Consider the following 24,759-nt stretch of genomic DNA (forward strand, 5'->3'; position numbering starts at 1 on the left):
CGACAGCTCGCCCGGAGCCCTGGACTGGGCTGTGGCTGGGGGGGCGACTCCCAGGCAGGAGTTCGTTCCCTGGGGCGGCCTGGCCGCTACGCGCCCAGGTCGGCGCGGCTGCCGGGCGGCCGGGGTTCGTACTCCGGGGCTTCGCGGCCGGGGTTCGTTCCCTGGGGCTCCGTGGTCAGGGTTCGAGCGCGGGGCCCGTGGCGGCCGGGTGCGAACGAACCCGGGGCTCGTGGCCAGGTGCGAACCCGGGGCTCGTGGCCGGAGTTCGAGCGTGGGCTCGCGGATGGAGTTCGTGCCTTGGGGCTCCATGCCTGGGGTTCGAGCCAGCGGCTCCGTAGCTGGGGTCTGGGCCTCGGGGTCCGTGACCGGGGTTCGAGGCTGCGGCTGCGTAGCCGGGGTTGGAGCCCGCAGATCCGTGGCCGGGGTCTGGGCTTGGGGGTCCGTGATCGGGAAGCGAGCCCGGCGCGCTCCGGGGCACGAGTGCGAGCCCGAGGCACCGTGGCTGGTGTTCTCGGCTGGTGTTCTTGGCTGGTCTCGGCTGGGGTTTTCGGCTGAGATTACGCCGGGGCACGCCGGCTCGTGCCACGGCGTAGGCGGACCCATGCCAGGCGCACGCGAGCTCGTGCCGAGGCGCGCACGGGCTCACGCCCGGGTGCAGGCGGGCCCGTGTGTCGAGGCACACGCGAGGGGGAGGGGTGGGGGGAGGGGGAGGCCCCCCCGGGGAGAACGCATCGCGGGTACCGTCCCTAGAGAACCAAGACGAGACCCCAGGTCGGGCACCAGCCAGCTGCCCACCACCGGACACCCCGCCGGACACCCGCCGGTTGCCCACCATGGGAGGCCATCGGACACCCGCTGGTCGCCCAGCACCGGACACCCGCCGGTTGCCCGCCATGGGACACCATTGGACACCCGCCGGTTGCCCAGCACCGGGTACCCGTCCACGGTTGTCCACCACCGGGCGCCCACGGTTGTCCACCGTCGGTCGCCACCGCCACCGTCCCTTCCGCCCCCTCTCGCCCCGTCCCGCACCTCCCCGAAAGGCCGGCCCGTTTCATGCCCCCCGAGACGTTGACCCCCGAGCGCATCCTCGAAGCCACCGAGGAGGTGCTGCGCCGTTACGGGCCGGCCAAGGCCACCGTGGTGGACGTCGCGCGTGCCCTGGGCGTCAGCCACGGCAGCGTCTACCGCCACTTCCGTACGAAGACGGCGCTGCGGGAGGCCGTCACGGCGCGCTGGCTGGACCGTACGAGCGAGCAGCTGGCGGCCATCGTCACGGACGAGGGCCCGGCCGACGACCGGCTGCGCCGCTGGCTCGCGACCCTCTTCGAGGCGAAGCGGCACAAGGCCGGCGACGACCCCGAACTCTTCGCCACGTATATGACGTTGATCGGTGAGAGCGGCGGTGTCGTCGACCGTCATGTCACCGACCTCGAATCCCAGCTCGCCACGATCATCGAGGCCGGCGTCGCCGAGGGCGCCTTCCGCGCCCCCTCCCCCGCCACCACCGCGCACGCCGTCTTCGCCGCCACCGGCCGTTTCCACGACCCGTGTTACGCCGCGGAGTGGTCCCGTCCGGAAATCACGGCCGACTTCGAGGCGGTCCGCGACCTGGTGATGCGGGGGCTGCAGGGCTAGGGCCTTCCCGACCCTGGCCCCGACGCCTGTGCCCCTGGCCCCGACGCCTGTCGGCCCCCGACGCCTGTGCCCCTGGCCCCGGCGCCCGTCGGCACCTGGCACCTTGCGGCACCTGGCGCCTTGCGGACGCCGGCCCTCTTCCGCCCCTGCTCCCGGGGCCGCCCCGAGGCCCCGCCCACGGGCGAGAGCCAACCCAACGGCCAGCCCCCGCTTGCGGGTTGGCCCCCGCCCGTCCCCAACCCGCCGGACAGGCCCCGGAGGACGGCCCCGGACAGGCCCCGGCCGGGTCAGCACGGGTCAGGACGGCTCACGACCTGCCCGTACAGCCAGAGGTCACACCGGCCACACGGGCCACAGGCCACGCGCAGCGAAGCGCCGGCCGCCCCCGCAACTTCCGGGGGCGGCCGGCGCTTCGCCGTTGCCGTGTGGACCGCTCGGTCAGATCAGCACCGGTCAGATCAGCACCGGTCAGGTCAGCAGCCGAGGAGGCGGCCGCCCAGGTAGGACTGGATCTGGTCGAGGCCGACGCGCTCCTGCTTCATCGTGTCGCGCTCGCGCACCGTGACGGCGTTGTCGTCCAGGGTGTCGAAGTCGACGGTGACGCAGAACGGGGTGCCGATCTCGTCCTGGCGGCGGTAGCGGCGGCCGATGGCGCCCGCGTCGTCGAACTCGATGTTCCAGTTCTTGCGCAGGTCCGCGGCCAGGCCCTTGGCCTTCGGGGAGAGCTGCGGGTTGCGGGAGAGCGGCAGGACCGCGGCCTTGACCGGGGCCAGGCGCGGGTCGAGGCGCATGACCGTGCGCTTCTCCATCTTGCCCTTGGCGTTGGGGGCCTCGTCCTCGACGTAGGCGTCGAGGAGGAAGGCGAGCATCGCCCGGCCGACACCGGCCGCGGGCTCGATGACGTACGGGGTCCAGCGCTCGCCGGCCTCCTGGTCGAAGTAGGAGAGGTCCTGGCCGGACGCCTTGGCGTGCGAGGAGAGGTCGTAGTCGGTGCGGTTGGCGACGCCCTCCAGCTCGCCCCACTCCGAGCCGCCGAACTGGAAGCGGTACTCGATGTCAGCGGTGCGCTTGGAGTAGTGCGAGAGCTTCTCGGCGGGGTGCTCGTACCAGCGGATGTTCTCCTCGCGGATACCGAGGTCGCGGTACCAGTTCCAGCGCTGCTCCATCCAGTACTCGTGCCACTGCTCGTCCTCGCCGGGCTTGACGAAGAACTCCATCTCCATCTGCTCGAACTCGCGGGTGCGGAAGATGAAGTTGCCCGGAGTGATCTCGTTCCGGAAGGACTTGCCCATCTGCGCGATGCCGAACGGCGGCTTCTTGCGCGAGGTCTGCTGCACCTGGGCGAAGTTGGTGAAGATGCCCTGCGCGGTCTCGGGGCGCAGGTAGGCGATCGAGGCGGTGTCCTGGGACGGGCCGAGGTGGGTGGAGAGCAGGCCGGAGAACTGCTTGGGCTCGGTGAAGCCGCCCTTGTTGCCGCAGTGCGGGCAGTTGATGTCGGCGAGGCCGTTCTCGGGCAGCCGGCCGTGCTTCTCCTCGTACGCCTCTTCCAGGTGGTCGGCGCGGAAGCGCTTGTGGCAGGAGGTGCACTCGGTGAGCGGGTCGGTGAAGGTGGCGACGTGGCCGGACGCCTGCCAGACCTCGGGGGCCAGGATCACCGACGAGTCGATACCGACGACGTCCTCGCGCGAGGTGACCATGGCGCGCCACCACTGGCGCTTGATGTTCTCCTTGAGCTCGACGCCGAGGGGGCCGTAGTCCCAGGCAGCGCGGGAGCCGCCGTAGATCTCACTGCAGGGGTAGACGAAGCCACGGCGCTTGCTCAGGCTGACGATGGTATCGATCTTGTCGGCGGCCACGGTGCTCTCTTCATTACGACGACGAACAATGGACAGGACGGCGCGTAGCGCCTCGACGAGGGGGGTGCTCGGGAGACGGGCGGGCGAATAGTTCAGGGTACCGGCGGCCGTACCCCCCGGATCAAATCGGTTCCGGCCGCTCCGCGGGCCACTGTGACCTGTCCCGCACTTTGTTGACAATCATTTCCATATTCATTGAAAATGAGTGTCATGAACGTACGCCCGAATATCTCCACCACAGCGATGGCCGGAGCCGCGGTTCTCGCCCTGCTGGGCCTGACCGCCTGCTCCGGCACCGACGCCGGCCGCTCCGGCGGCGGCAAGCTGAGGGTGACGGCGTCCTTCTATCCGATGCAGTTCCTCGCCGAGCAGATCGGCGGCTCCCACGTGGAGGTGTCCAACCTCACCAAGCCGGGCGTCGAGCCGCACGACCTGGAGCTCACCCCGAAGCAGACCGCGCAGCTCGGTGAGTCCGGCGCGATCGTCCACCTCAAGGGCCTGCAGCCCGCCGTGGACGACGCGATCAAGCAGTCCGGCGTCAAGCACGTCGCCGACGCGGCCTCCCTCACCTCGCTCGAAACGCACGGCACCGAGGTCGACGGCCACCACCACTCCACCGGCGACAACCACTCGCACTCCGAGTCCGAGCCCGGCCGGGACCCGCACGTCTGGCTGGACCCGGTGAAGTTCGCCGAGGTCGCCAAGGGCGTCAACCGGACGCTCGCCCAGGCCGACCCGAAGAACCGGGCCGACTTCCAGAAGAACACCGACGCCCTGGTCAAGAAGCTGGACGGGCTGGACAAGGAGTTCCGGGACGAGCTGAAGAACCGGGCCTCGGACACGTTCATCACCACCCACGCGGCGTTCGGCTACCTCGCCGAGCGGTACGGCCTGACCGAGGAGGCGATCAGCGGCCTGGACCCGGAGTCCGAGCCCAGCGCCAACCGCATCAAGGACCTGCACACCCTCGCCGCGCAGCACCATGTCTCCACGGTCTTCTTCGAGACCATCGCCAACCCGGCCACCGCCAAGGCCCTGGCCGGGGACCTGCGTCTGAAGACCGATGTCCTCGACCCGCTCGAGGGGATCACCGCCAAGTCCCGCGGCAAGGACTACTTCGCCGTCCAGCGCGCCAACCTCGCCGCGCTGGAGAAGGCGCTCGGCAGCAAGTGACCGCGCACCGGCGGCCCGGCATGCCGCCGGGTGCTTCGGACGTATCGCACGACGGAGGTCGGCACATGAAGGACAGGGACCAGCCCGGCACGGACGGCGAGCCCGTCATAGCCCTGCGCGGCGCCACCGCGTCGCTGGGCGCCCGGCCGGTGCTGCGCGGCGTCGATCTCACCGTCCGCGCGGGCGAGGTCGTGGCGCTGCTCGGCGCCAACGGCTCCGGCAAGTCCACCGCCGTACGGTCGGTGATCGGCCAGGTTCCGCTGACCGGCGGTGAACTGGCGCTGTTCGGGACGCCGTTCCGGCGCTTCGGGGACTGGGCCCGGATCGGGTATGTGCCGCAGCGCACGACCGCGGCGGGCGGGGTCCCGGCCACCGTCCGCGAGGTGGTCACGGCCGGCCGGCTGGCCCGTACGAAGCTGGGCATGCTGCGCCGGGCCGACCGGGCCGCGGTGCGTCACGCGCTGGAACTGGTCGGGATGGCGGACCGGGCCGGGGACTCCGTCAACGCGCTGTCGGGAGGACAGCACCAACGGGTGCTGATCGCCCGCGCGCTGGCCGGTGAGCCGGATCTGCTGATCATGGACGAGCCGATGGCCGGGGTCGACCTGGCCAGCCAGGAGGTGCTGGCCGCCGCGCTGCGCGAGCAGGTCGCCCGGGGCACCACGGTGCTGCTCGTCCTGCACGAACTGGGGCCGCTGGAGCCGCTGATCGACCGCGCGGTGGTGCTGCGCGACGGCTGCGTCGTCCACGACGGCCCGCCGCCGAAGGCCGTCGGCCAGCACGCCCTGCCCGGTCACGACCATGCCCACCCGTCGCCCGCCACCGCCCCAAGTGGCGGTGCTTCGCACCACTGCATTGGATCGCACGCCGACGCGTCCGCGGAACCGCTCCGCACCGGCCTGCTGAGCTAGGGGCCGCCCTCATGGAAATCCTCGACTACGCCTTCATGCAGCGGGCGCTGATCGCCGCCCTGATCGTCGGTGTCACCGCGCCCGCCATCGGCATCTACCTCGTCCAGCGCCGCCAGGCCCTGATGGGCGACGGTATCGGCCATGTCGCCCTCACCGGCGTCGGCCTCGGCTTCCTGCTGAACTCCAGCCCGGTCTGGATGGCCACCGCGGTCGCCGTCCTCGGCTCGGTGATCATGGAGCTGATCCGCTGGTACGGCAGGACCCGCGGCGATCTCGCGCTGGCCATGCTGTTCTACGGCGGCATGGCGGGCGGTGTGCTGCTGATGAACCTCTCGGATGCGGGCTCCAACGCCAATCTCGGGACGTATCTCTTCGGTTCGATCACCACCGTCTCGCCGCAGGACATGACGACGATCTGCGTGCTGGCCGCGCTGGTGCTGGCGATCACCGTCGGGCTGCGCCGCCAGCTGTTCGCGGTATGCCTGGACGAGGAGTTCGCCCGGGTGACGGGGCTGCCGGTGCGGCTGCTGAACCTGCTGGTCGCGGTGACCGCCGCGGTCACCGTCACGGTCGCGATGCGGGTGGTCGGCCTGCTGCTGGTCAGCGCGCTGATGGTGATCCCGGTGGCGGCGGCGCAGCAGCTGAGCCGCAGTTTCGCGGTGACCTTCGCCGCGGCGGTGGCGATCGGCGTGGTGGTCACCGTCGCCGGCACCACGACCTCGTACTACGTCGACGTGCCGTCCGGCGCGACCATCGTGCTGTTCGCCATCGGGCTCTTCGTGGCGTTCACGGCGCTGGCCGCCCCGCTCGCGAGAAAACGCGCCAGGGCAGCCGCGGAGGCCGCGAAGAGGTGCACTCTGGAGGTACCCGCCGGCCGGGTCCCGGCGGACGACGTGCGCGTGTGAGACGGACGTGCGGCGGGTGGCCGAACCCGGGCGTACGAGGCGTCCGCCAGGGGTAGGGCCGGCCGGTCCGGGACAGACATGGAGGTAAGTGTCCCACCAGGGTTCCGGCCATCACCTGGCACAATGGCCGGGCGCATGCACAGGGCAAGTCCTGACGTCCTAGGGAGGCAACGGTGGCGACGAGCGCGGGATCTCCGGTACGCGGCCGGTCGACGCGGCAGCGGACCGCGGTTTCGGCCGCACTCGACGAGGTCGACGAGTTCCGCAGTGCGCAGGAACTGCACGACATGCTCAAGCACCGGGGCGACTCGGTGGGGCTGACCACCGTCTACCGGACGCTGCAGTCCCTGGCCGACGCCGGTGAGGTCGATGTGCTGCGGACCAGCGAGGGCGAGGCCGTCTACCGCCGGTGCAGCACCGACGACCATCACCACCACCTGGTCTGCCGGGCCTGCGGCAAGGCCGTCGAGGTCGAGGGCCCCGCGGTCGAGAAGTGGGCCGACCAGATCGCCGCCGAGCACGGTTTCCGCGATGTCGCCCACACCATCGAGATCTTCGGTACGTGCGGCGAGTGCGCGGACCGCGCGGCGGTGCAGCAGCAGTAGTGGCCGCGGCCGGCCGCGCGCCGGCGGACAACGCGGGAACGGCCGCCTCCGCCTGCGGGCGGGGGCGGCCGTTCCGTGCTCTTGCGGCCGGGTGCCGTGCTGTTGCAGCCGGGCGGCGCGGGGCGGGACGGGCCCGGTTACGTGGCGGACTCGCCCTCGGCCATCGGTGCCGCCCCGAAGCGGCGGTCCCGCTTCGCGTATTCCAGGCAGGCGTCCCAGAGGTTCCGGCGGTCGAAATCCGGCCAGAGAATGTCCTGGAACACCATCTCGGCATAGGCGCTCTGCCAGATCAGGTAGTTCGACGTCCGCTGCTCGCCGGACGGCCGGACGAAGAGGTCCACATCCGGCATGTCCGGGTAGTACATGTACTTCGCCACGGTCTTCTCGGTGACCTTGCCGGGGTCCAGCTTCCCGGCCCGGACATCCGCCGCGATGGCCGCCGCGGCGTCCGCGATCTCCGCCCGACCGCCGTAATTCACGCAGAAATACAGCGTCATTGCGTCATTCTTCTTGGTCTGCTCCTGGGCGACCTGGAGTTCCTGGACCACGGACTTCCAGAGCTTCGGCATCCGCCCGACCCACCGGATGCGGATACCCAGCGCGTCCATCTCGTCACGGCGCCGCCGGATCACGTCCCGGTTGAAATTCATCAGGAAGCGGACCTCGTCCGGCGACCGCTTCCAGTTCTCCGTCGAGAAGGCGTAGAGCGAGAGATTCTTCACGCCCATTTCGATGCAGCCCTTGAGCACGTCGAGGACGACGCCCTCGCCGACCTTGTGGCCCTCCGTGCGCGGCAGCCCGCGCTCCTTGGCCCACCGGCCGTTGCCGTCCATCACGATCGCGACGTGGTTCGGGACGAGCTCGCCGGGGATCTTCGGCGGGCGCGCGCCGGACGGATGCGGCTCGGGCGTCTCATACTCGCGCCGATTGCGGCCCAGAATCCCGCGTACTGCCATGCGCCCCACGTCTCCTCTGCGTATTGATTCGATTGACGGTTGTGGTCGGATCGGGCGGAGCGGCGGCCCGCGGCGCCTCCCCCGCTATTTCTCCACATAGCGCAGGGAGCGCAGGCCCCGCTCCAGGTGCCAGTGCAGATACGCCGCGACGAGGCCACAGCCCTCCCGGACATGCCGCGCCTCGCAGGCGTCCGCGGTCTCCCAGTCGCCGGTCAGCAGCGCGCCGAGAAGCCCGATGGCCTCTGAGGAGGGTACGACGCTTCCGGGCACCCGGCAGTCCCCGCAGACGACGCCGCCCGCGGCCACCGAGAAGAACCGGTTGGGGCCGGGCAGGCCGCACCGCGCGCAGGCGCCGAAGCTCGGCGCGTAGCCGTTGACCGCCAGCGAGCGCAGCAGGAACGCGTCCAGCACCAGGTGCGGCGCGTGTTCGCCGCGGGCGAGCGTGCGCAGCCCGCCGACCAGCAGCAGGTACTGCTGCACCGCCGGCTCGCCCTCGTGGTCGGTGAACCGCTCGGCGGTCTCCAGCATCGCCGTGCCGGCCGTGTAGCGCGCGTAGTCCGTGACGATGCCGCCGCCGTACGCGGCGATCGTCTCGCTCTGCGTGCACAGCGGCAGCCCGCGCCCGACCAGCTCGCCGCCGCGCGCGTAGAACTGCACGTCGACGTGCGAGAAGGGCTCCAGCCGGGCGCCGAACTTCGACTTCGTGCGCCGCACGCCGCGCGCCACGGCCCGTACCCGGCCGTGGCCGCGGGTGAGCAGGGTGATGATCCGGTCCGCCTCGCCCAGCTTCTGGGTGCGCAGCACGATGCCGTCGTCGCGGAACAGACTCATGACGCCATTCTCCCGCATGGCGGCGGGGCGGCGGGGCGGGGTCCGTGCGGCCCCGGGTTCCGGGCGCGCGGGCGGTGCCGCGGTGTGAGGCTGCATCACGTTACCGACCCGTCATCGCGGGTGAACGTGACCTTCCGTACTTCTCAGTCGCGGCCCCGCAAGGGTCCTCACAGGCCGTCAGGTGGCAGGTAGCATCCGGTGATGATCGGCGCACGGCAGCCGTCGCGGCCGGACATCCCCGTCAAGTCCCCGAACGAGGATCTCGATGACATCCATACCGGAGGCGCTGTTGTGGTGCCTTGGCGCAGGTACGGCCGCCGCCGTGGTGCTGGCGGCGCTCTTGGTCCGCTCGCACAAGGAGCGGGCCGGTCTGAGAGCGCGGCTGGTCACCGCCGAGGAACACAGCAGCGCCACGCTCCACGGCAACACGGAGCTGTCCGCCCGGTTGCGGGCCACGGAGGCCGAGATCCGGCATCTGGCCGGGGCGCGGCTGCCCGACCTGACGATGGCGCTGGCGCATCCGCATGTGCCGGTACGGGGTCTGCTGGACGGCCGGTTCGCCGGGTCGGAGACCGATGAGGCGCTGAGCGGGGTACTGGAGCAGGTCGGCGAGGCGATCACCAAGGAGCGGCAGCGGGTCGACGCCGCGGCGCAGTCGACGCTGCGCGGTGCCACCACCACGATGCAGGCGCTGCTGTACCAGCTCCAGACGGCGTTGCAGACCATGCAGCACAAGTACGACGACCCGCAGATCGCGCAGGACCTGCTCGACGCGGACTTCCTCAACGAGCAGGCGCTGCGCCGGGTGCAGGCCACGGGTGTGGTCTGCGGTGCCTGGCCGGGGCTGACGCGGGAGGACTCGTATCTGGCGGAGCTGGTGGTGGGTGCCACCTCGCGGCTGCGCGGTTACGAGCGGGTGCAGGTCAGCAATCAGCTGCGGGATCCGATCGCCGTGGTGGCGCGGGCCGTCGAGCCCGTCGCGATCACCGTCACCGAGCTGCTGGCGAACGCGCTGCACCACTCGCACCGGGAGCTTCCGGTCACCGTCACGCTCCAGCAGGGCAACCGCGGCGCGTCGGTCATCATCGACGACTACGGCGTCGGGATGCACGACGACGAGCTCAAGCACGCGATGGAGCTGCTGGCGGGCGGCGAGGGCCTGCTGCTGACGCAGCTGGGCGATCCGCCGCGGTCCGGATTCGCCGCCGCCGGGCAGCTGGTGCGGCAGTACGGGTTCGGGGTGCATGTGGAGCCGTCGCCGTACGGAGGGGTGCGGGCCGTGGTGTACATCCCGGGCGATCCGCTGCTGACCGTGCTCGACGAGACGGCGCAGCCGATGTCGGTGATGGCGCCGATGCCGCACCGTCCGGCCGCCGGCGCCGGGGCGCGGAGCCGGTCCGCGGCGGCGTCCGTGATGCCGACCGGGGCCGCGGCGCCGGCCACCGCCGCCGGTGTCGCCGGGGCACCCGCCGCTGCCCCCGCTGCCGCCGCTGCCCCCGCGGCGCAGCCCGCGCCGGCGGCGCCGGTCACGTCCGCCACGTCGTCCGAACTCCCGCAGGCGGACGGGGAGTTGCCGCGCCGGCGGCGCCGCAGGCCGGTGTCCGAGCAGCAGGACGACCCGCGCGACGAAAGCACGATCAACATGCGCTCCCCGGAGGAGACGGCGTCCCGCTGGGCAGCGCTCCAGCAGGGCACCGAGTCCGGCCGGGCCGCAGCCCAGTCAGAACCCCCGCGCAGTCCCGAAGGGAACGCCCAGTCATGAACAGCCCCACCCGCCGCCGTGTCACCGAGGACAAGTCCTGGGTGCTGGCTCCCCTGTTGGAGCTGCCGCATGTCGTCCACGCCGCCGTCATCTCCGGCGACGGCTTCATCGAGGGTGCCTCGCCGGGGCTGACGCGGGAGGCCGCGGAGGGCGTGGCGGCGATGATGTCCGCCCTCCAGGGCGCGGGGCGCGCGGTGACCGCGGCGTTCGCCGAGAAGGCCGACACCCGGCTGCGGCAGACCGTCATCGAGTCGGAGGAAGGTTTCGTCTTCGCGATTCCGGCGGGGGAGAACACCTGCCTCGCCGTTTTCGCCGGTCCGGAGGTGAACATGGGCGTCGTCGCGCACCACATGCAGATCCAGGTGACGACCCTGGGCAACAAGGTCATGAACAGCCCCGCCCGGGACACCGGTACACCGGCATGACGCCCCGCCAGAGCAGCGGGCGGCGCCTCGTACCGGCCTATCTGGCGACCGGCGGACGCGCCCGACCGAGCCGCAACACGCTGGACCGGCTGACCGTGCTGATCGGCGTGGACATGCCGATCACCAGCGAGGTGCGCCCCGAAGAGCACCGGATCCTGGAGCTGCTCCGGCCCGGGGCGCTGACTCTGGCCGAGGTGGCCGCCCACCTTCACCTGCCCGTCAGCGTGGTGAAGGTGCTGGTGGCCGACCTCGTCGATGCCGGGCGCCTGCACGCCCGAGTCCCCATACCCGAAGCCGAGCAATTCGACCGGCAGATCCTGGAGAGGGTTCTCGATGGACTCCGCTCTCTCAAGTCCTAGCACCGGGCCCGGAACCGGCGGCATGTACCTCGACGGCGAGAACCAGACACTGGTCAAGCTGCTGGTCGCGGGCCCGTTCGGAGTCGGCAAGACCACGCTCATCCGTGCGCTCTCCGAAACCCCGCCGCTGCACACCGAAGAGGTCATGACGAAGACCGGCGCGATGGTCGACGACCTCGCCGGCGTCCGGGACAAGACCACCACCACCGTCGCCATCGACTTCGGGCGGCTGACGCTGCCCGGGGACCTGGTGCTGTACCTGTTCGGCACCCCCGGGCAGAAACGCTTCCGCCCGCTGTGGCAGGACATCGCACGCGGCGCGCTGGGCGCCCTGGTCCTCGCGGACACCCGCCGGCTGGCGGACTCGTTCGAGGTGATGGACATCGTCGAGGAGGCCGGGCTGCGGTACGCGGTCGCGGTCAACACCTTCCCCGACGCCCCCCAGTACGACGTCGACAAGCTCCGCGAGGCGCTCGATCTGCACCCCGAGACGCCGCTGGTGCTGTGCGACGCCCGCGACCGGGACCAGTCCGTCGACGCGCTGATCGCGCTGGTCCACCACGTCCTGGACAACCTCCCCGAGGAGAACCCGAACCCGTGACTTCCCCGCATCAGCCGGGCGCCGCACCGCCGCCGTCCTGCCCCGCGCAGGCCGTCCCCCCGCCGCAGGAGCAGGCGCCGCCGCCGGGCTGCCCGGCGCACGGGGCGCGACCGCAGTACCAGGCCCCGGCCCAGCCGGACGCGCACGCACCGGTGAAGCTGTACGGACCGGACTTCGCCGCCGATCCGCGCCGGGTCTACGCGTATCTGCGCCGGTACGGGGCGCTGGCGCCGGTGGAGATCGCGCCCGAAGTCACCGCGATGCTGGTGACCGACTACCGGGCCGCGCTGGACCTGCTGAACGACGACGCGACCTGGTCCAAGGACTCCCGGGCCTGGATGCAGACCGTGCCGCAGGACTCGCCGGTCATGCCGATGCTGAGCTGGCGGCCGAACGTCTTCTACGCCGACGGCCCGGCACACGTCCGCTACCGGGACGTCATCGTCGACAGCTTCAAGCTCGTCGAGCCGCACGAGCTGCGCGAGCGGGTCCACCACGCCGCGGACACCCTCATCCAGCGGTTCGGGGCGCGCGGTGAGGCCGATCTGATCGCGGACTACGCGCGGCTGATCCCGCTGCTGATGTTCAACACCCTCTTCGGGATGCCCGATTCGTACAGCGACCGGCTGATCGCGGCGCTCGGCGGGATGCTGGAGGGCAATTCGCCCGAGGAGGCCGCCGCCGCCAACGAGGCGTTCACGCAGTACATCATGGAGCTGGTCGGCGCGAAGAAGGGCGAGCGGGGCCCGGACCTGACGTCGTGGTTCATGGACCACCCCAACGGGCTGACCGACGAGGAGCTGATCCACCAGATCATCCTGGTGATGGGCGCGGGCAACGAGCCGCTCGCCAACCTCATCGGCAACGCCCTGTCGCGGATGCTGTCCGACGACCGCTACTACAACACCCTGTCCGGCGGCGCGCTGACCGTGCACGACGCGATCAACGAGGTGCTGTGGAACGACCCGCCGCTGACCAACTACTCCGCCCACTTCCCGGTCCGTGACGTCTTCTTCCACGGCACCTGGGTGCGCGCCGGGCAGCTGGTGATGGTCTCGTACGCGGCGGCCAACAGCCAGTTCGACACCACCGAGGTGCTGGCGCCCGGCTCGGGCAGCGGCTCGCACCTGTCGTGGGCGGCGGGCCCGCACGCCTGCCCCGTGAAGCGGCACGCGCTGCTGATCGCCACCACCGCGATCGAGCGGCTGACCGCCTGGCTCTCGGACATCGAACTCGCCGTCGACCACAGTGAACTGGAGTGGCGCAACGGCGCCTTCCACCGGGCGCTGGTCGCCCTCCCGGCCCGCTTCACCCCCATCACCCCGGACCAGGCAGGAGCCACGCCATGGCACAACAGCGAGAACAGCGCTATGTCATCGACCCCGCCGGAACCGACATCCACGGCGAGGCGGCCCGCCTCCGTGAACTAGGCCCGGCGGCCCCGATCGAGCTGCCCGGCGCCATCCCGGCCTGGGCGATCACCGGCCACGGTCTGCTGAAGGAGCTGCTGACCGACGACCGGGTGTCCAAGGACCCCCGGGCCCACTGGCCGGAGTGGCAGCGCGCGGAGATCCGCGGCAGCTGGCTCCAGTCCTGGATCGGCGTGACGAACATGTTCACCGCGTACGGCGCCGACCACCGGCGGCTGCGCAGGCTGATCGCCCCGGCGTTCACCGCCCGCCGCACCGACGCCATGGTGCCGCGGGTGGAGCAGATCACCCACGCCTTACTGGACGGTCTCGCCGCGCGCCCCGCCGGCGAGACCGTCGATCTGCGCGAGTCCTTCAACCACCCGCTGCCGATGCAGGTGATCTGCGAGCTGTTCGGCTACCCCGAGGGGCGGCCGCGGGTCGAACTGGCCCGGATCGTCGCGGAGATCATGGACACCACGGCCACGCCGGAGCAGGCGAGTGCGACCTGGGTGTCGGTCAACGCGCTGCTCGGCGACCTGGTCGCCGCCAAGCGCGCCGAGCCCGCCGACGACCTGACGAGCCTGCTGGTCGCCGCGCGGGACGACGAGGGCCAGGGCATGACGGAGCGGGAGCTGCTGGACACCCTGATCCTGGTCATCGGCGCCGGCCACGAGACCACCGTCGACCTGCTCGGCAACGCGGTGTACGCGCTGCTGACCCACCCCGAGCAGCTCCAGCTGGTCCTCGACGGCACCGTCTCCTGGAACGACGTCATCGAGGAGACGCTCCGCTGGTCCCCCAGCATCGCCAGCCTCCCGCTGCGCTTCGCGGTGGCGGACATCGAGCTGCCGCACGGCCCGGTGATCCGCAAGGGCGAGGCGCTGCTGCCGATGTACGCGGCGGCGGGCCGCGACGCGGCGCAGCACGGCCCCGACGCGGCGGCCTTCGACGTCCGGCGGACGAGCCAGGAGCATCTGGCGTTCGGCCACGGCGTCCACCGCTGCATCGGGGCGCCGCTGGCCCGCCTGGAGGCCCGGACCGCACTACCGGCCCTCTTCGACCGCTTCCCGGACATCCGACTGGCCGTGGAACCCGGCGAGTTGGCGCCCGCAGGCGGTTTCATCGCGGGCGGGCTGCGCAGCCTGCCGGTGCGGCTGACGGCCGGCTGAGCCGCCGCCGTTCCCGGGACGCGGGCGGCCCCGCCACCTTCCCGGTGGCGGGGCCGTCCGCGTCTTACCGGGGCTGCCGCGGTCTACCTGGGCGCACGCGCCGCGGCGGCGAGCAGCCGGTCCACATCGGCCGGGCGGAGCATCAGGGCGGCGCCGACCGTGCCGAGCACCTCGCGTTCGGCGGGGGTGTAGGAGCCGTCGGCGAGGGCGACGCGGGCGCCCTGGAGGAGCAGCGACTCCCGTCCGGCCGGGGCGAGATGGGGCGCCAGCGGCTCCAGCGCCTCGTGGAGCTCTATGGCCAGCGCCGTGCCGCACGGGCCCGGGCCGTGCGCTCCGCAGTGCCCGCCGGTGACCGCGTCGTAGGGGCCGGTGAGCCGGCCGCTGTCGGAGGCGAGCGCGGCGAGCAGGGTGAGCAGCTGGTCCTCGGAGCAGTCGTCGAACCCGGCCGCGCGGACCGTGTCGACGGCGGTGTCGCGGACCGTGCGGGAGGAGGTGCCGCCGGCCGCCAGCAGCGCCAGGGTCAGGGTGTGCACGGCGTCCCGGAGCATCGCCGAGAAGCGGAGGGTGGTGGGGTGGTCGAGGGCGTCCGGCCCGAAGTGGCCCCGGCAGGCGGAGCATTCGAGGACGGGTCCGGCGGCGCCGCGGGGCAGGACCGGGACGCCGAGGAGGGTCAGGCGGCGGCGGCCGGTGCGGCGGAGGTAGTTGCGGTCGCCGCCGCAGTCGGGACAGAAGAACTCGCCGTCGGCGACGGTACGCCAGGACGTGCGCACTCCCATCACACACCAGTTGCGCATCACGTCCGCCTCCGTAACTCCCCCGAAGCCTCGACGACACGGGGAGGTACGCCCACGGCCCCGTCGCCGTTCGGTACGTGATGTTAGCCACATTGATGATGCGCCGTCAGTACCCCGTATCGGACAACGCCCGGACACCTGGCCGGAATACGTCCCGGAACGCACCCGGAACACAGGAGCCCCGCCCCTTCCCGGAGGAAGGAGCGGGGCATGCCGGGACGGGGTCAGCGGCCCGCGCGGTTGACGGCGGAGACGACCGCCTTGAGCGAGGCCCGGGTGGTGTTCGCGTCGATGCCGATGCCCCACAGGACCCGGCCGTCGATCGCGCACTCGATGTAGGAGGCGGCCTGCGCGGAGGCGCCCTCGCTCATCGTGTGCTCCTGGTAGTCCAGCAGCCGGGCGTCCACGCCGATGCCCTGGAGCGCGTGGAAGAACGCGGAGATCGGACCGTTGCCGGTGCCGACCAGCACCGTCTCCGTACCGTCCACCTCGGCCTCGACGGTGAGGGTGTCGATGCCGTCCTTGTCGGTGGTGGTCTGCCCGGCCCTGACCTGGATGCGGCCCCACGGGTCGTGCGGGTTGGGCAGGTACTCGTCCTGGAAGACGGACCAGATGGCGGCCGGGGTGACCTCGCCGCCCTCGGTGTCGGTCTTCTCCTGGATGATCCGGGAGAACTCGATCTGCATCCGGCGCGGCAGGTCCAGCTTGTGGTCGTTCTTCAGGACATAGGCGATACCGCCCTTGCCGGACTGCGAGTTGACGCGGATGACCGCCTCGTAGGAGCGGCCGACGTCCTTGGGGTCGATGGGCAGGTACGGCACCGCCCACGCGATGTCGTCGACGGTCTTGCCCCGGGCCGCGGCGTCGGCCTCCATGGCGTCGAAGCCCTTCTTGATGGCGTCCTGGTGGGAGCCGGAGAAGGCGGTGTAGACCAGGTCGCCCGCGTAGGGGTGGCGCGGGTGGACCTCCATCTGGTTGCAGTACTCGCTGGTGCGGCGGATCTCGTCGATCTGCGAGAAGTCGATCTGCGGGTCGACGCCCTGGGAGAAGAGGTTCATGCCCAGGGTGACCAGGTCGACGTTGCCGGTGCGCTCGCCCTGCCCGAACAGGCAGCCCTCGATGCGGTCCGCGCCCGCCATGATCGCCAGCTCGGCGGCGGCGACGGCGGTGCCGCGGTCGTTGTGCGGGTGCACCGACAGGCATACGTGCTCGCGGCGGGAGAGGTTGCGGCTCATCCACTCGAAGCGGTCGGCGTGCGTGGACGGCGTCGAACGCTCCACGGTGGCGGGCAGGTTGAGGATGATCTCGCGGCCCTCCTCGGGCTGCCAGACGTCCATCACCCCCTCGCAGACCTCCAGCGCGAAGTCCAGCTCGGTGTCGGTGAAGATCTCCGGGCTGTACTGGTAGCCGAAGACCGTCTCGTCGCCCAGCAGCTTGTCCGCGTACTCCATCACCAGCCGGGTGCCGTCCACGGCGATCTGCCTGACCTGCTCCTTCGAGCCGCGGAAGACGACCCGGCGGAAGGTGGGCGCGGTGGCGTTGTAGAGGTGGACGGTGGCGCGCCGCGCACCGACCAGCGATTCGACGGTCCGCTCGATCAGCTCCTCGCGGGCCTGCGTCAGCACGGAGATCGTCACGTCCTCCGGGATCGCGCCCTCTTCGATGATCGACCGCACGAACGCGAAGTCGGTCTCGCCGGACGACGGGAAGCCGACCTCGATCTCCTTGTAGCCCATGCGCACCAGCAGGTCGAACATCTCGCGCTTGCGGGCCGGCGACATCGGGTCGATCAGCGCCTGGTTGCCGTCGCGCAGATCGGTGGAGAGCCAGCGGGGGGCCCGGGTGATGCGCCGGTCCGGCCAGGTGCGGTCGGGGATGTCCACGGCCTCGTAGGGGCGGTACTTGTGGATCGGCATCCCGGACGGCTGCTGCGTGCGGGTGGCGTTGGTGATCGGGGTGGGTCGGCCGACAGGCTGCGACATTGCGTAGGGCTCCTCGGGAGATCCGTAAGGACGGCCGACGGTCGAACGCAGCACCAGATCCCGCGGGGAGGGGGTCGGCCTACGACTACAGGCCCTCGCCGCGGCAGCTAAGGAGAAGCAGCCCGAAACGCATGATGTGCAGCACCTTAGCCGAGGCCGATGGAATCCGGCGGACGCGTATCAGTATGCGGGACCGGGGGGACAGAGGGGAGGAAATGCGACCAACCACACGTTCTCGGTAATCTCGGCCAACGGCAGTGACAGGCGGATTACACAGTGCCACCGTTTGTCCATGGACCACTACGTGACCCGGAAGCGCACCGCCCCTGTCTTCTGCACGATCGTGCCGCCGCACATCCTCGGCAAGCTCGCCGAGTCCGACGACCCGGAGCGGCACGGCCCCGCCCGCAGCACCCTGGAGCACGACGCCCGGCACCGCACCCGGCGCACCGACCTCGCCGGCCGCTCGGTCGCCCCCCAGGAGGCCCGCGACGGCGCCGACCGGCCCAACCGCACCATCTACGACGCCGGCCACCAGCAGAACCTCCCCGGCAGCAAAGTCCACGCCGAGTCCGACGGCCCCTCCCAGGACGCCTCCGTCAACCGCGCCCAGTCGGGCCTCGGCGCCACCTTCGAGTTCTATCTGAAGGCGTACGGCCGCAAGTCCATCGACGGCGCCGGCCTGCCGCTGAACGCCAGCGTCCACTACGGCGTCAAGTACGACAACGCCTTCTGGGACGGCGAGCGGATGGTCTTCGGCGACGGCGACGGCACCCTCTTCAAGGACTTCACCATCCCCGTCGACGTCATCGGCCACGAGCTGACCCACGGCGTCACCCAGTACACCGCCGGCCTCGACTACCAGGGCCAGTCCGGCGCCCTCAACGAGTCGGTCTCCGACGTCTTCGGCTCGCTGATCAAGCAGTACGCGCTCGGCCAGACCGCCGACCAGGCCGACTGGCTGATCGGCGCCGACCTGCTCGCCCCCGGCGTCCACGGCAAGGGCCTGCGCTCCATGAAGGCGCCCGGGACCGCGTACGACGACCCCCACCTGGGCAAGGACCCGCAGCCCGCGACGATGGCCGGGTACGTCGAGACGACCGACGACAACGGCGGGGTGCACCTCAATTCGGGCATCCCCAACCACGCCTTCTACATCGCCGCCAGCACCCTCGGCGGCAAGGCGTGGGAGCGGGCGGGCCAGGTCTGGTACGACGTGCTCACCGGCGGCCACCTGGCCAAGAACGCCCAGTTCACGGACTTCGCCGCGCTCACCGTCCAGGCCGCTCAGGCGCGCTACGGCGCGGGCGCGGAGCACGACGCGATGGTCAAGGCGTGGTCGGAGGTCGGGGTGACCGGGAAGAAGTAGGCGGGCACCCGCGGGCGGGGGCGGCCGGGTGCCGTTCCCGCCCGCGGCACGTCTGCCGCCGCCGTGCGGGGTAGGAGCCCGGTATGCGTATCCACATCCGGCGCACCGGCGGCTTCGCCGGAATCGAGCGCCGCGCCGAGGTCGACACCGAGGGCCGCCCCGACGCCGACGACTGGCAGGCCCTCGCCCACCGGGCCGTCGCCGACGCCCACCCCGCTCCCCCGGCCGGCGTGCCGGACGGCTTCGGCTACGAGATCACCGTCGACGGGAAGACGGTGTACTGCGCCGACCCCCATCTCACGGAGGACCAGCGGGAGTTGATCACGCGGATGCTGAAGGAGGGGGCGTAGGCGTTCCGCCCTTCCGCTGCGCTTTGCCTGCTTCCCACGTTGTCGGCTTTCCCCGCCGTGGGGGTTTGTCGCCGTTGCGCCTGCGGCCCGTTCGCTGCGCTTTGCCTTGCCCAACGTTTTTGGCTTTCTCGCCGTTGCGCCTGCGGCGGGCGGGGCCGCTGCCCTTCCGCTGCGCTTTGCCTCACCCGACGTTTTTGGCTTTCTCGCCGTGGCGCCTGCGGCGGGCGGGGCCGCTGCCCTTCCGCTGCGCTTTGCCTCACCCGACGTTTTTGGCTTTCTCGCCGTGGCGCCTGCGGCGGGCGGGTCCGCTGCGCGGGGCTGTCGGGTGCGGTGGCGGGCCTGCGGGGCAGGGTGTCCGGACTGCTTCGCTTTACGTCCGGACACCCTGCCCCTCCGGCCCGCCCCCTCCCGTGAAGGGGGGGAAACCAGGTAGGCGGTGGTTGACGTAAGTGGGTCAGCGTGCCTTGTGAGTTGAGGGGTGGCCGACCATACGTCATCGGCCGTTGGGGGACCAGCGACCTCAGCCCCCACCCACCGGTTTTTCCCCACCCCCCACGGGAGGGGACGGGCCGGAGGGGGCGGTGTGCCGGACGTAAAGCGAAGCAGTCCGGCACACCACCCCCGCAGGGCCGTCACCGCACCCGACAGCCCCGCGCAGCGGCACCGCCCGCCGCAGGCGCAACGGCGAACAACCCCCACGGCGGGAAAGCCGACAACGTGGGAAGCCCGCCAAGCGCAGCGGAACGGCGCAGCGGAGGGGTCAGAAACCCAGCTTCCGCAGCTGCTTCGGGTCCCGTTGCCAGTCCTTGGCGACCTTGACGTGCAGGTCCAGGAAGACCGGCGTGCCCAGCAGAGCCTCGATGTGCTTGCGGGACTTCGTGCCGACCTCCTTCAGGCGCCGGCCCTTGGGGCCGATGATGATGCCCTTCTGGCTGGGGCGCTCGATGTAGATGTTGGCGTGGACGTCGAGCAGCGGCTTGTCGGCGGGGCGGTCCTCGCGGGGGATCATCTCCTCGACGACGACGGCGATGGAGTGCGGAAGCTCGTCGCGTACGCCCTCCAGTGCCGCCTCGCGGATCAGCTCGGCGACCATGACCTGCTCGGGCTCGTCGGTGAGGTCGCCCTCGGGGTAGAGCGCCGGCCCCTCGGGAAGCAGCGGTACGAGCAGGTCCGCGAGCAGCGAGACCTGGGTGTCGCCGACGGCGGAGACCGGGATGATCTCGGCCCACTCGATGCCCAGTTCCTTGCCGAGCTGGTCGATGGCGATCAGCTGGGCGGCCAGCCCCTTGGAGTCGACCAGGTCGGTCTTGGTGACGATGGCGACCTTGGGGGTTTTCTTGATGTCCGCCAGCTCACCGGCGATATAGCGGTCGCCGGGGCCGATCTTCTGGTCGGCGGGCAGGCAGAAGCCGATGACGTCGACCTCGGACCAGGTGGTGCGGACGACGTCGTTCAGCCGCTCGCCGAGCAGGGTGCGCGGCTTGTGCAGGCCCGGGGTGTCGACGAGGACCAGCTGGGCGTCGGGCCGGTGCACGATGCCGCGGACGGTGTGGCGGGTGGTCTGCGGCCGGTTGGAGGTGATGGCCACCTTCGTACCCACGAGAGCGTTCGTGAGGGTGGACTTGCCCGCGTTGGGGCGGCCGACGAAGCAGGCGAAGCCGGCGCGGTGCGGGCTGGCGGAGTCTGTACGAGCGCTCATGGCGCCCATTCTCCCCGATCCCCGCGCCCGCTCCGACCATCCGCCGCTCCGGGGCCGCCGGGCCTGGGCCGACGAACGCGATGCGGGCGGCGGCGCCGAAGGCGACGGCGGGTGCCGGAGGGCGGGGCGCGCCGCCGAGGGGCGCCCCGCCGGGGGCGGTCAGGCCGTCGGGCCGGCGGCCGGGACGGTGGTGCGCAGGGTGCCGTCGGGGGCGGCGACCAGGACGGGGGTGTCGGGGCCGCCGAGGTCGCGGACGGCCGCGCGGTCCGCGTCGGCGGCCTGCTCGGCGTCGGTGACCACGGCCGCGGCCTCCAGGGACGTGGCACCGCTGGCGACGGCCATCGCCACCGCCGTCTGCAGGGCGCTGAGCTGAAGGGAGTCCAGGGCGACGGTGCCGGCGACATAGGTGCGGCCGGTCTCGTCGCGGACGGCGGCGCCCTCGGGCACGCCGTTACGGGCCCGCGCCGAGCGCGCGAGCGTGATGATCTTGCGGTCTTCGGGGTCCAGCGGTGCGGCTTCGGTCATACGGGCGAGCATATGCGGGACCGGTCCGGCGCGGTCAGCCGCTCCGGCTCCGCGGCAGGCCCGGCGCACCATGGCTGAAGAGTGCGGTTGCCCCGCTCCCCTGTGCCGGGGCACCCGACTCTTCAGCCAAGAATCTGCACCGTGCGCGCATCGGGCGTCGGCCACGCGGATGCGGATCAGGGCGCGTCAGGCGCGCGTCCGGGGATGCCACCGCGGGCGCGGCACCACCGGCAGCGCTGCCGCGGCGGCGCACTCCGCCGCGGCTTTCCGAGCGCGCATTTCGCTTCAACTTCCCTCTACAGCAAGGAAACCGGCGCCCTTTCCGGCATCGGCTCGACGATCTTTCCACGGCTTTGCCGAGGGAATCCAGATCTGCCGGAAATGGCATTCAGGAAATTTCCGGTGCACTGGAGATCAGTAGCCGGGTGCACCGGAATATCGAATACCGGGAAGGGAGGGGCGCGGTCAGTTCGCGGCCGGGCCGGCGCCCACCTCGGAGCGGACCGGCTCGCACAGCACCGTGATGATCTTGTTGCGGCGGCCGGCCGGCGACTCGGCGATCAGCCGCAGCGCCTTGAGGTCCGGGTCGGAGGCGTCACCGGAGAGGTCGACCTCGGCGGTCGCCCCGGCGATCGGGACCCGGCCCAGCAGCTTGGCCAGCAGCCCGCCGACCGTCTCCACGTCCTCGTCGTCCAGCTCCAGCCCGTACAGCTCGCCCAGCGCGCCGATGTCCAGCCGGGCGGTGACCCGGTAGCGGCCGGCGCCCAGGTCCTGGACGGGCGGCAGTTCGCGGTCGTACTCGTCGGTGATCTCCCCGACGATCTCCTCCAGGATGTCCTCGATGGTGACGATGCCGGCCGTGCCGCCGTACTCGTCGATCACCACCGCGACGTGATTGCGGTCCTGCTGCATTTCCCGCAGCAGATCGCCGGCGTTCTTGGTGTCCGGTACGAACACCGCGGGGCGCATCGCCGACGACACCAGCTCGCTCTCCGCGTCCCGGCTGATGTGCACCTTGCGGGCGAGGTCCTTGAGATAGACCACGCCGACGATGTCGTCCTCGTTCTCCCCGGTCACCGGGATCCGGGAGAACCCGGAGCGCAGGGCGAGGGTCAGCGCCTGCCGGATGGTCTTGAACCGCTCCACGGAGATCAGGTCGGTGCGCGGCACCATCACCTCCCTCACGAGGGTGTCGCCGAGCTGGAAGACGGAGTGCACCATGCGGCGCTCCTCGTCCTCGATCAGCGACTCCTTCTCCGCGAGATCCACCAGCGACCGGAGCTCGGCCTCGGAGGCGAACGGCCCCTGGCGGAAGCCCTTGCCGGGCGTCAGCGCGTTGCCGAGCAGGATCAGCAGCCGGGGCACCGGCCCCATCACCCGGGCCAGCGGCAGCAGCACATACGCCGCGGCGGTGGCGGTGTTCAGCGGGTGCTGCCGGCCGATGGTGCGCGGCGAGACCCCGACGGCGACGTACGAGACCAGCACCATCACGGCGGTGGCGACGGTCAGCGCCTGCCAGGTCTCGTCGAACGACCGCAGGCAGGCGTAGGTGACCAGCACCCCGGCCGCCATCTCGCAGCCGACCCGGACCAGCAGCGCGACGTTCAGATAGCGGGTGGGGTCGGCTGCCACCGCGGCGAGCCGGGCGCTGCCGCGGCGCCCGGAGCGGACGGCCTCCTCGGCGCGGAAGCTGGTCGTCCGCGCCAGCCCGGCCTCCGCGCACGCGGCGAGCCAGGCGATCACGACGAGGAGCACCGCGACGGCGATCAGCTGGGTGGTCATCATGCGCCCCGTCAGGTCACGGTCGGCGCCGGCGAGGGCCCGGTCAGCCCGCGCCCGGCCCGCCAGCCGTCGATGATCGCCGCCTGGAGCCCGAACATCTCGGCCTTCTCGTCCGGCTCCTCGTGGTCGTAGCCCAGCAGGTGGAGCACGCCGTGGACGGTCAGCAGCTGGAGCTCCTCGTCCATGCTGTGCCCGGTCGGGGCCTGCTCGCCCTGCTTCGCGGCGACCTCCGGGCACAGCACGATGTCACCGAGGAGCCCCTGCGGGGGCTCCTCGTCGTCCTTGGCCGGCGGGCGCAGCTCGTCCATCGGGAAGGACATGACGTCGGTCGGGCCCGGGAGGTCCATCCACTGGAGGTGGAGCTGCTCCATGGCCTCGGCGTCCACGACGATGACGGACAGCTCGGAGAGCGGATGGATGCGCATCCGGGCGATGGCATAGCGGGCGACGTCCAGGATCGCCTGCTCGTCGATGTCCGTTCCGGACTCGTTGTTGACGTCGATCGACATGGGGAAGGTGCGTCTCGCTTCTTGATCGCGCAGCGCGGCCTACCGGCCGTTGCGGCTGTCGTACTTCTCGTAGGCGTCGACGATACGGCCGACCAGCTTGTGCCGGACGACGTCCTGGCTGGTGAGCAGGGAGAAGTGCACGTCGTCGACGCCGTCCAGGATCTCCCGGACCTGGCGCAGACCGCTCTTCGTGCCGCCCGGGAGGTCGACCTGGGTCACATCGCCGGTGATGACTATCTTCGAGTCGAACCCGAGCCGGGTCAGGAACATCTTCATCTGCTCGGGGTTGGTGTTCTGCGCCTCGTCGAGAATGATGAAGGCGTCGTTCAGCGTCCGGCCGCGCATGTACGCCAGCGGCGCCACCTCGATCGTGCCCGCGGCCATCAGGCGCGGGATGGAGTCGGGGTCGAGCATGTCGTGCAGCGCGTCGTAGAGCGGGCGCAGATACGGGTCGATCTTCTCGTAGAGGGTGCCGGGCAGGAAGCCCAGCCGCTCGCCGGCCTCGACCGCGGGGCGGGTCAGGATGATCCGGTTGACCTGCTTGGCCTGGAGCGCCTGGACGGCCTTGGCCATGGCGAGATAGGTCTTGCCGGTGCCGGCCGGGCCGATGCCGAAGACGATGGTGTGCTGGTCGATGGCGTCGACATAGCGCTTCTGGTTGAGCGTCTTGGGGCGGATCGTGCGCCCGCGGTTGGAGAGGATGTTCTGGGTGAGCACCTCGGCGGGCGTCTCGCTCACCGCTCCGCTGCCGTCCTCCGCCGCGCGCAGCATGGCGATGGAGCGTTCCACTGCGTCCTCCGTCATCGGTTGTCCGGTGCGGAGCACCAGCATCATCTCGTCGAACAGGCGCTGGACGAGGGCGACTTCCCGGGCGTCGCCGACCGCGCTGATCTCGTTGCCCCGGACGTGGATGTCGGTGGCGGGGAAGGCTTTCTCGATCACGCGGAGCAGCGCGTCACCGGATCCCAGGACCATGACCATGGGGTGCTTGGCCGGGACCGTGAACTGAGCGCTCGCCTGCGCGTGTGTCGGTGTCTGCGTCATGGGTAGGCCGTGCGGCCTGCTCAACCCCCATCCTTTGCTCATCGCGGGTGCGGCCCCCGGCAGCGCTGCCGGGCTGCCCGCACCGGGCTCCTTGCGCTACCA

The 24,759-nt window shown here is 71.4% G+C and carries 23 protein-coding genes; 13 read left to right on the forward strand and 10 right to left on the reverse strand.

From position 1 onward, the window contains the following. The first annotated feature begins 1,056 nt into the window (after positions 1–1,056). The gene (locus RZ84_RS11685; RefSeq protein ID WP_043264264.1) at positions 1,057–1,638 is read left to right on the forward strand and encodes a TetR/AcrR family transcriptional regulator; all 582 of its coding nucleotides are present in this window, start codon (positions 1,057–1,059) and stop codon (positions 1,636–1,638) included. Positions 1,639–2,111: 473 nt separating this feature from the next. Here RZ84_RS11685 and RZ84_RS11690 read toward each other — a convergent pair whose 3' ends face one another. Beyond that, a complete protein-coding gene (locus RZ84_RS11690) occupies positions 2,112–3,494 on the reverse strand; it encodes a glycine--tRNA ligase (protein WP_043264265.1) in 1,383 nt (460 codons plus the stop codon). 210 nt (positions 3,495–3,704) lie between these two features. Here RZ84_RS11690 and RZ84_RS11695 point away from each other — a divergent pair, with 210 nt between their 5' ends. The 4 genes from RZ84_RS11695 to RZ84_RS11710 all read left to right on the forward strand — a co-directional run bounded on the left by RZ84_RS11695 (position 3,705) and on the right by RZ84_RS11710 (position 7,088). After that, entirely contained in the window at positions 3,705–4,667 is a 963-nt protein-coding gene (locus RZ84_RS11695) for a metal ABC transporter substrate-binding protein (protein ID WP_043264266.1), read from the forward strand. A gap of 65 nt (positions 4,668–4,732) precedes the next feature. After that, entirely contained in the window at positions 4,733–5,578 is an 846-nt protein-coding gene (locus tag RZ84_RS11700) for a metal ABC transporter ATP-binding protein (RefSeq protein ID WP_078893701.1), read from the forward strand. An 11-nt stretch (positions 5,579–5,589) separates the two neighbouring features. Next, positions 5,590–6,483 (forward strand): metal ABC transporter permease, encoded by an 894-nt coding sequence (locus RZ84_RS11705; protein ID WP_043264267.1) that lies wholly within the window; start codon positions 5,590–5,592, stop codon positions 6,481–6,483. Positions 6,484–6,656: 173 nt separating this feature from the next. Beyond that, a complete protein-coding gene (locus tag RZ84_RS11710) occupies positions 6,657–7,088 on the forward strand; it encodes a Fur family transcriptional regulator (protein WP_043264268.1) in 432 nt (143 codons plus the stop codon). A gap of 137 nt (positions 7,089–7,225) precedes the next feature. On the opposite strand, the gene RZ84_RS11715 is transcribed toward RZ84_RS11710, so the two are convergent. Together RZ84_RS11715 and recO are read right to left on the reverse strand one after the other, a co-directional pair. Continuing rightward, positions 7,226–8,044 carry an isoprenyl transferase gene (locus tag RZ84_RS11715; protein WP_043264269.1) on the reverse strand — a complete coding sequence of 273 codons (819 nt, stop codon included), beginning with the start codon at positions 8,042–8,044 and terminating at the stop codon, positions 7,226–7,228. Between the two features lie 84 nt (positions 8,045–8,128). Next, positions 8,129–8,875 carry a DNA repair protein RecO gene (gene recO / locus RZ84_RS11720; protein ID WP_043264270.1) on the reverse strand — a complete coding sequence of 249 codons (747 nt, stop codon included), beginning with the start codon at positions 8,873–8,875 and terminating at the stop codon, positions 8,129–8,131. Positions 8,876–9,140: 265 nt separating this feature from the next. Here recO and RZ84_RS11725 point away from each other — a divergent pair, with 265 nt between their 5' ends. The 6 genes from RZ84_RS11725 to RZ84_RS11750 are packed head-to-tail and all read left to right on the forward strand — an operon-like array spanning position 9,141 to position 14,603. Beyond that, positions 9,141–10,637 carry an ATP-binding protein gene (locus tag RZ84_RS11725; RefSeq protein WP_043264271.1) on the forward strand — a complete coding sequence of 499 codons (1,497 nt, stop codon included), beginning with the start codon at positions 9,141–9,143 and terminating at the stop codon, positions 10,635–10,637. After that, on the forward strand, positions 10,634–11,062 hold the full coding sequence (locus tag RZ84_RS11730; RefSeq protein ID WP_043264272.1) for a roadblock/LC7 domain-containing protein: 429 nt from the start codon (positions 10,634–10,636) through the stop codon (positions 11,060–11,062). Before RZ84_RS11725 ends, RZ84_RS11730 begins: the two co-directional genes overlap by 4 nt. Further along, on the forward strand, positions 11,059–11,421 hold the full coding sequence (locus tag RZ84_RS11735; RefSeq protein WP_043264273.1) for a DUF742 domain-containing protein: 363 nt from the start codon (positions 11,059–11,061) through the stop codon (positions 11,419–11,421). The genes RZ84_RS11730 and RZ84_RS11735 overlap by 4 nt, the downstream gene beginning before the upstream one ends. Before the next feature lie 22 nt (positions 11,422–11,443). Continuing rightward, entirely contained in the window at positions 11,444–12,022 is a 579-nt protein-coding gene (locus RZ84_RS11740; RefSeq protein WP_078893702.1) for a GTP-binding protein, read from the forward strand. Beyond that, on the forward strand, positions 12,019–13,452 hold the full coding sequence (locus tag RZ84_RS11745) for a cytochrome P450 (protein ID WP_043264275.1): 1,434 nt from the start codon (positions 12,019–12,021) through the stop codon (positions 13,450–13,452). The genes RZ84_RS11740 and RZ84_RS11745 overlap by 4 nt, the downstream gene beginning before the upstream one ends. Next, positions 13,368–14,603, forward strand: coding sequence for a cytochrome P450 family protein (locus RZ84_RS11750; RefSeq protein WP_078894606.1), 1,236 nt, complete (start codon positions 13,368–13,370; stop codon positions 14,601–14,603). Before RZ84_RS11745 ends, RZ84_RS11750 begins: the two co-directional genes overlap by 85 nt. Positions 14,604–14,686: 83 nt before the next feature. Here the strand turns inward: RZ84_RS11750 and RZ84_RS11755 are convergent, their stop codons facing one another. Together RZ84_RS11755 and leuA are read right to left on the reverse strand one after the other, a co-directional pair. Continuing rightward, positions 14,687–15,397: a TerB family tellurite resistance protein gene (locus RZ84_RS11755; protein WP_043264276.1), complete on the reverse strand. Its 711-nt coding sequence runs from the start codon at positions 15,395–15,397 to the stop codon at positions 14,687–14,689. 224 nt (positions 15,398–15,621) lie between these two features. Further along, a complete protein-coding gene (gene leuA, locus RZ84_RS11760; protein ID WP_043264277.1) occupies positions 15,622–17,379 on the reverse strand; it encodes a 2-isopropylmalate synthase in 1,758 nt (585 codons plus the stop codon). Between the two features lie 292 nt (positions 17,380–17,671). Here leuA and RZ84_RS11765 point away from each other — a divergent pair, with 292 nt between their 5' ends. Together RZ84_RS11765 and RZ84_RS11770 are read left to right on the forward strand one after the other, a co-directional pair. Continuing rightward, positions 17,672–18,748, forward strand: coding sequence for a M4 family metallopeptidase (locus RZ84_RS11765; RefSeq protein WP_043264278.1), 1,077 nt, complete (start codon positions 17,672–17,674; stop codon positions 18,746–18,748). An 83-nt stretch (positions 18,749–18,831) separates the two neighbouring features. Continuing rightward, positions 18,832–19,098 carry a protealysin inhibitor emfourin gene (locus tag RZ84_RS11770; RefSeq protein ID WP_043264279.1) on the forward strand — a complete coding sequence of 89 codons (267 nt, stop codon included), beginning with the start codon at positions 18,832–18,834 and terminating at the stop codon, positions 19,096–19,098. A 760-nt stretch (positions 19,099–19,858) separates the two neighbouring features. On the opposite strand, the gene era is transcribed toward RZ84_RS11770, so the two are convergent. The 5 genes from era to RZ84_RS11795 form a co-directional block, all read right to left on the reverse strand. Next, positions 19,859–20,797, reverse strand: a complete 939-nt coding sequence (gene era / locus RZ84_RS11775) for a GTPase Era (RefSeq protein ID WP_043269679.1) — start codon at positions 20,795–20,797, stop codon at positions 19,859–19,861. 159 nt (positions 20,798–20,956) lie between these two features. After that, positions 20,957–21,322 carry a hypothetical protein gene (locus RZ84_RS11780; RefSeq protein WP_043269681.1) on the reverse strand — a complete coding sequence of 122 codons (366 nt, stop codon included), beginning with the start codon at positions 21,320–21,322 and terminating at the stop codon, positions 20,957–20,959. Between the two features lie 465 nt (positions 21,323–21,787). Then, on the reverse strand, positions 21,788–23,104 hold the full coding sequence (locus RZ84_RS11785) for a hemolysin family protein (RefSeq protein ID WP_043269683.1): 1,317 nt from the start codon (positions 23,102–23,104) through the stop codon (positions 21,788–21,790). An 11-nt stretch (positions 23,105–23,115) separates the two neighbouring features. Next, a complete protein-coding gene (ybeY, locus tag RZ84_RS11790; RefSeq protein ID WP_043264280.1) occupies positions 23,116–23,613 on the reverse strand; it encodes an rRNA maturation RNase YbeY in 498 nt (165 codons plus the stop codon). 39 nt (positions 23,614–23,652) lie between these two features. After that, a complete protein-coding gene (locus tag RZ84_RS11795; RefSeq protein WP_043264281.1) occupies positions 23,653–24,657 on the reverse strand; it encodes a PhoH family protein in 1,005 nt (334 codons plus the stop codon). Between the last annotated feature and the right edge of the window lie 102 nt (positions 24,658–24,759).

This window comes from Streptomyces sp. CT34, assembly GCF_000805335.1.
In the GTDB taxonomy this organism is placed as follows: Bacteria; Actinomycetota; Actinomycetes; order Streptomycetales; family Streptomycetaceae; genus Streptomyces.

Bases quoted from the DNA above. Each gene is read 5' to 3' on its own strand.
- RZ84_RS11755 (WP_043264276.1), bottom strand. From the start codon at position 15,397: ATGCGCAACTGGTGTGTGATGGGAGTGCGCACGTCCTGGCGTACCGTC.
- RZ84_RS11740 (WP_078893702.1), top strand. From the start codon at position 11,444: ATGTACCTCGACGGCGAGAACCAGACACTGGTCAAGCTGCTGGTCGCG.
- RZ84_RS11735 (WP_043264273.1), top strand. From the start codon at position 11,059: ATGACGCCCCGCCAGAGCAGCGGGCGGCGCCTCGTACCGGCCTATCTG.
- RZ84_RS11725 (WP_043264271.1), top strand. From the start codon at position 9,141: ATGACATCCATACCGGAGGCGCTGTTGTGGTGCCTTGGCGCAGGTACG.
- RZ84_RS11715 (WP_043264269.1), bottom strand. From the start codon at position 8,044: ATGGCAGTACGCGGGATTCTGGGCCGCAATCGGCGCGAGTATGAGACG.
- RZ84_RS11695 (WP_043264266.1), top strand. From the start codon at position 3,705: ATGAACGTACGCCCGAATATCTCCACCACAGCGATGGCCGGAGCCGCG.
- RZ84_RS11780 (WP_043269681.1), bottom strand. From the start codon at position 21,322: ATGACCGAAGCCGCACCGCTGGACCCCGAAGACCGCAAGATCATCACG.
- RZ84_RS11730 (WP_043264272.1), top strand. From the start codon at position 10,634: ATGAACAGCCCCACCCGCCGCCGTGTCACCGAGGACAAGTCCTGGGTG.
- era (WP_043269679.1), bottom strand. From the start codon at position 20,797: ATGAGCGCTCGTACAGACTCCGCCAGCCCGCACCGCGCCGGCTTCGCC.
- ybeY (WP_043264280.1), bottom strand. From the start codon at position 23,613: ATGTCGATCGACGTCAACAACGAGTCCGGAACGGACATCGACGAGCAG.
- recO (WP_043264270.1), bottom strand. From the start codon at position 8,875: ATGAGTCTGTTCCGCGACGACGGCATCGTGCTGCGCACCCAGAAGCTG.
- RZ84_RS11700 (WP_078893701.1), top strand. From the start codon at position 4,733: ATGAAGGACAGGGACCAGCCCGGCACGGACGGCGAGCCCGTCATAGCC.
- RZ84_RS11795 (WP_043264281.1), bottom strand. From the start codon at position 24,657: ATGACGCAGACACCGACACACGCGCAGGCGAGCGCTCAGTTCACGGTC.
- RZ84_RS11785 (WP_043269683.1), bottom strand. From the start codon at position 23,104: ATGACCACCCAGCTGATCGCCGTCGCGGTGCTCCTCGTCGTGATCGCC.
- RZ84_RS11705 (WP_043264267.1), top strand. From the start codon at position 5,590: ATGGAAATCCTCGACTACGCCTTCATGCAGCGGGCGCTGATCGCCGCC.
- RZ84_RS11750 (WP_078894606.1), top strand. From the start codon at position 13,368: ATGGCACAACAGCGAGAACAGCGCTATGTCATCGACCCCGCCGGAACC.
- RZ84_RS11770 (WP_043264279.1), top strand. From the start codon at position 18,832: ATGCGTATCCACATCCGGCGCACCGGCGGCTTCGCCGGAATCGAGCGC.
- RZ84_RS11765 (WP_043264278.1), top strand. From the start codon at position 17,672: ATGGACCACTACGTGACCCGGAAGCGCACCGCCCCTGTCTTCTGCACG.
- RZ84_RS11685 (WP_043264264.1), top strand. From the start codon at position 1,057: ATGCCCCCCGAGACGTTGACCCCCGAGCGCATCCTCGAAGCCACCGAG.
- leuA (WP_043264277.1), bottom strand. From the start codon at position 17,379: ATGTCGCAGCCTGTCGGCCGACCCACCCCGATCACCAACGCCACCCGC.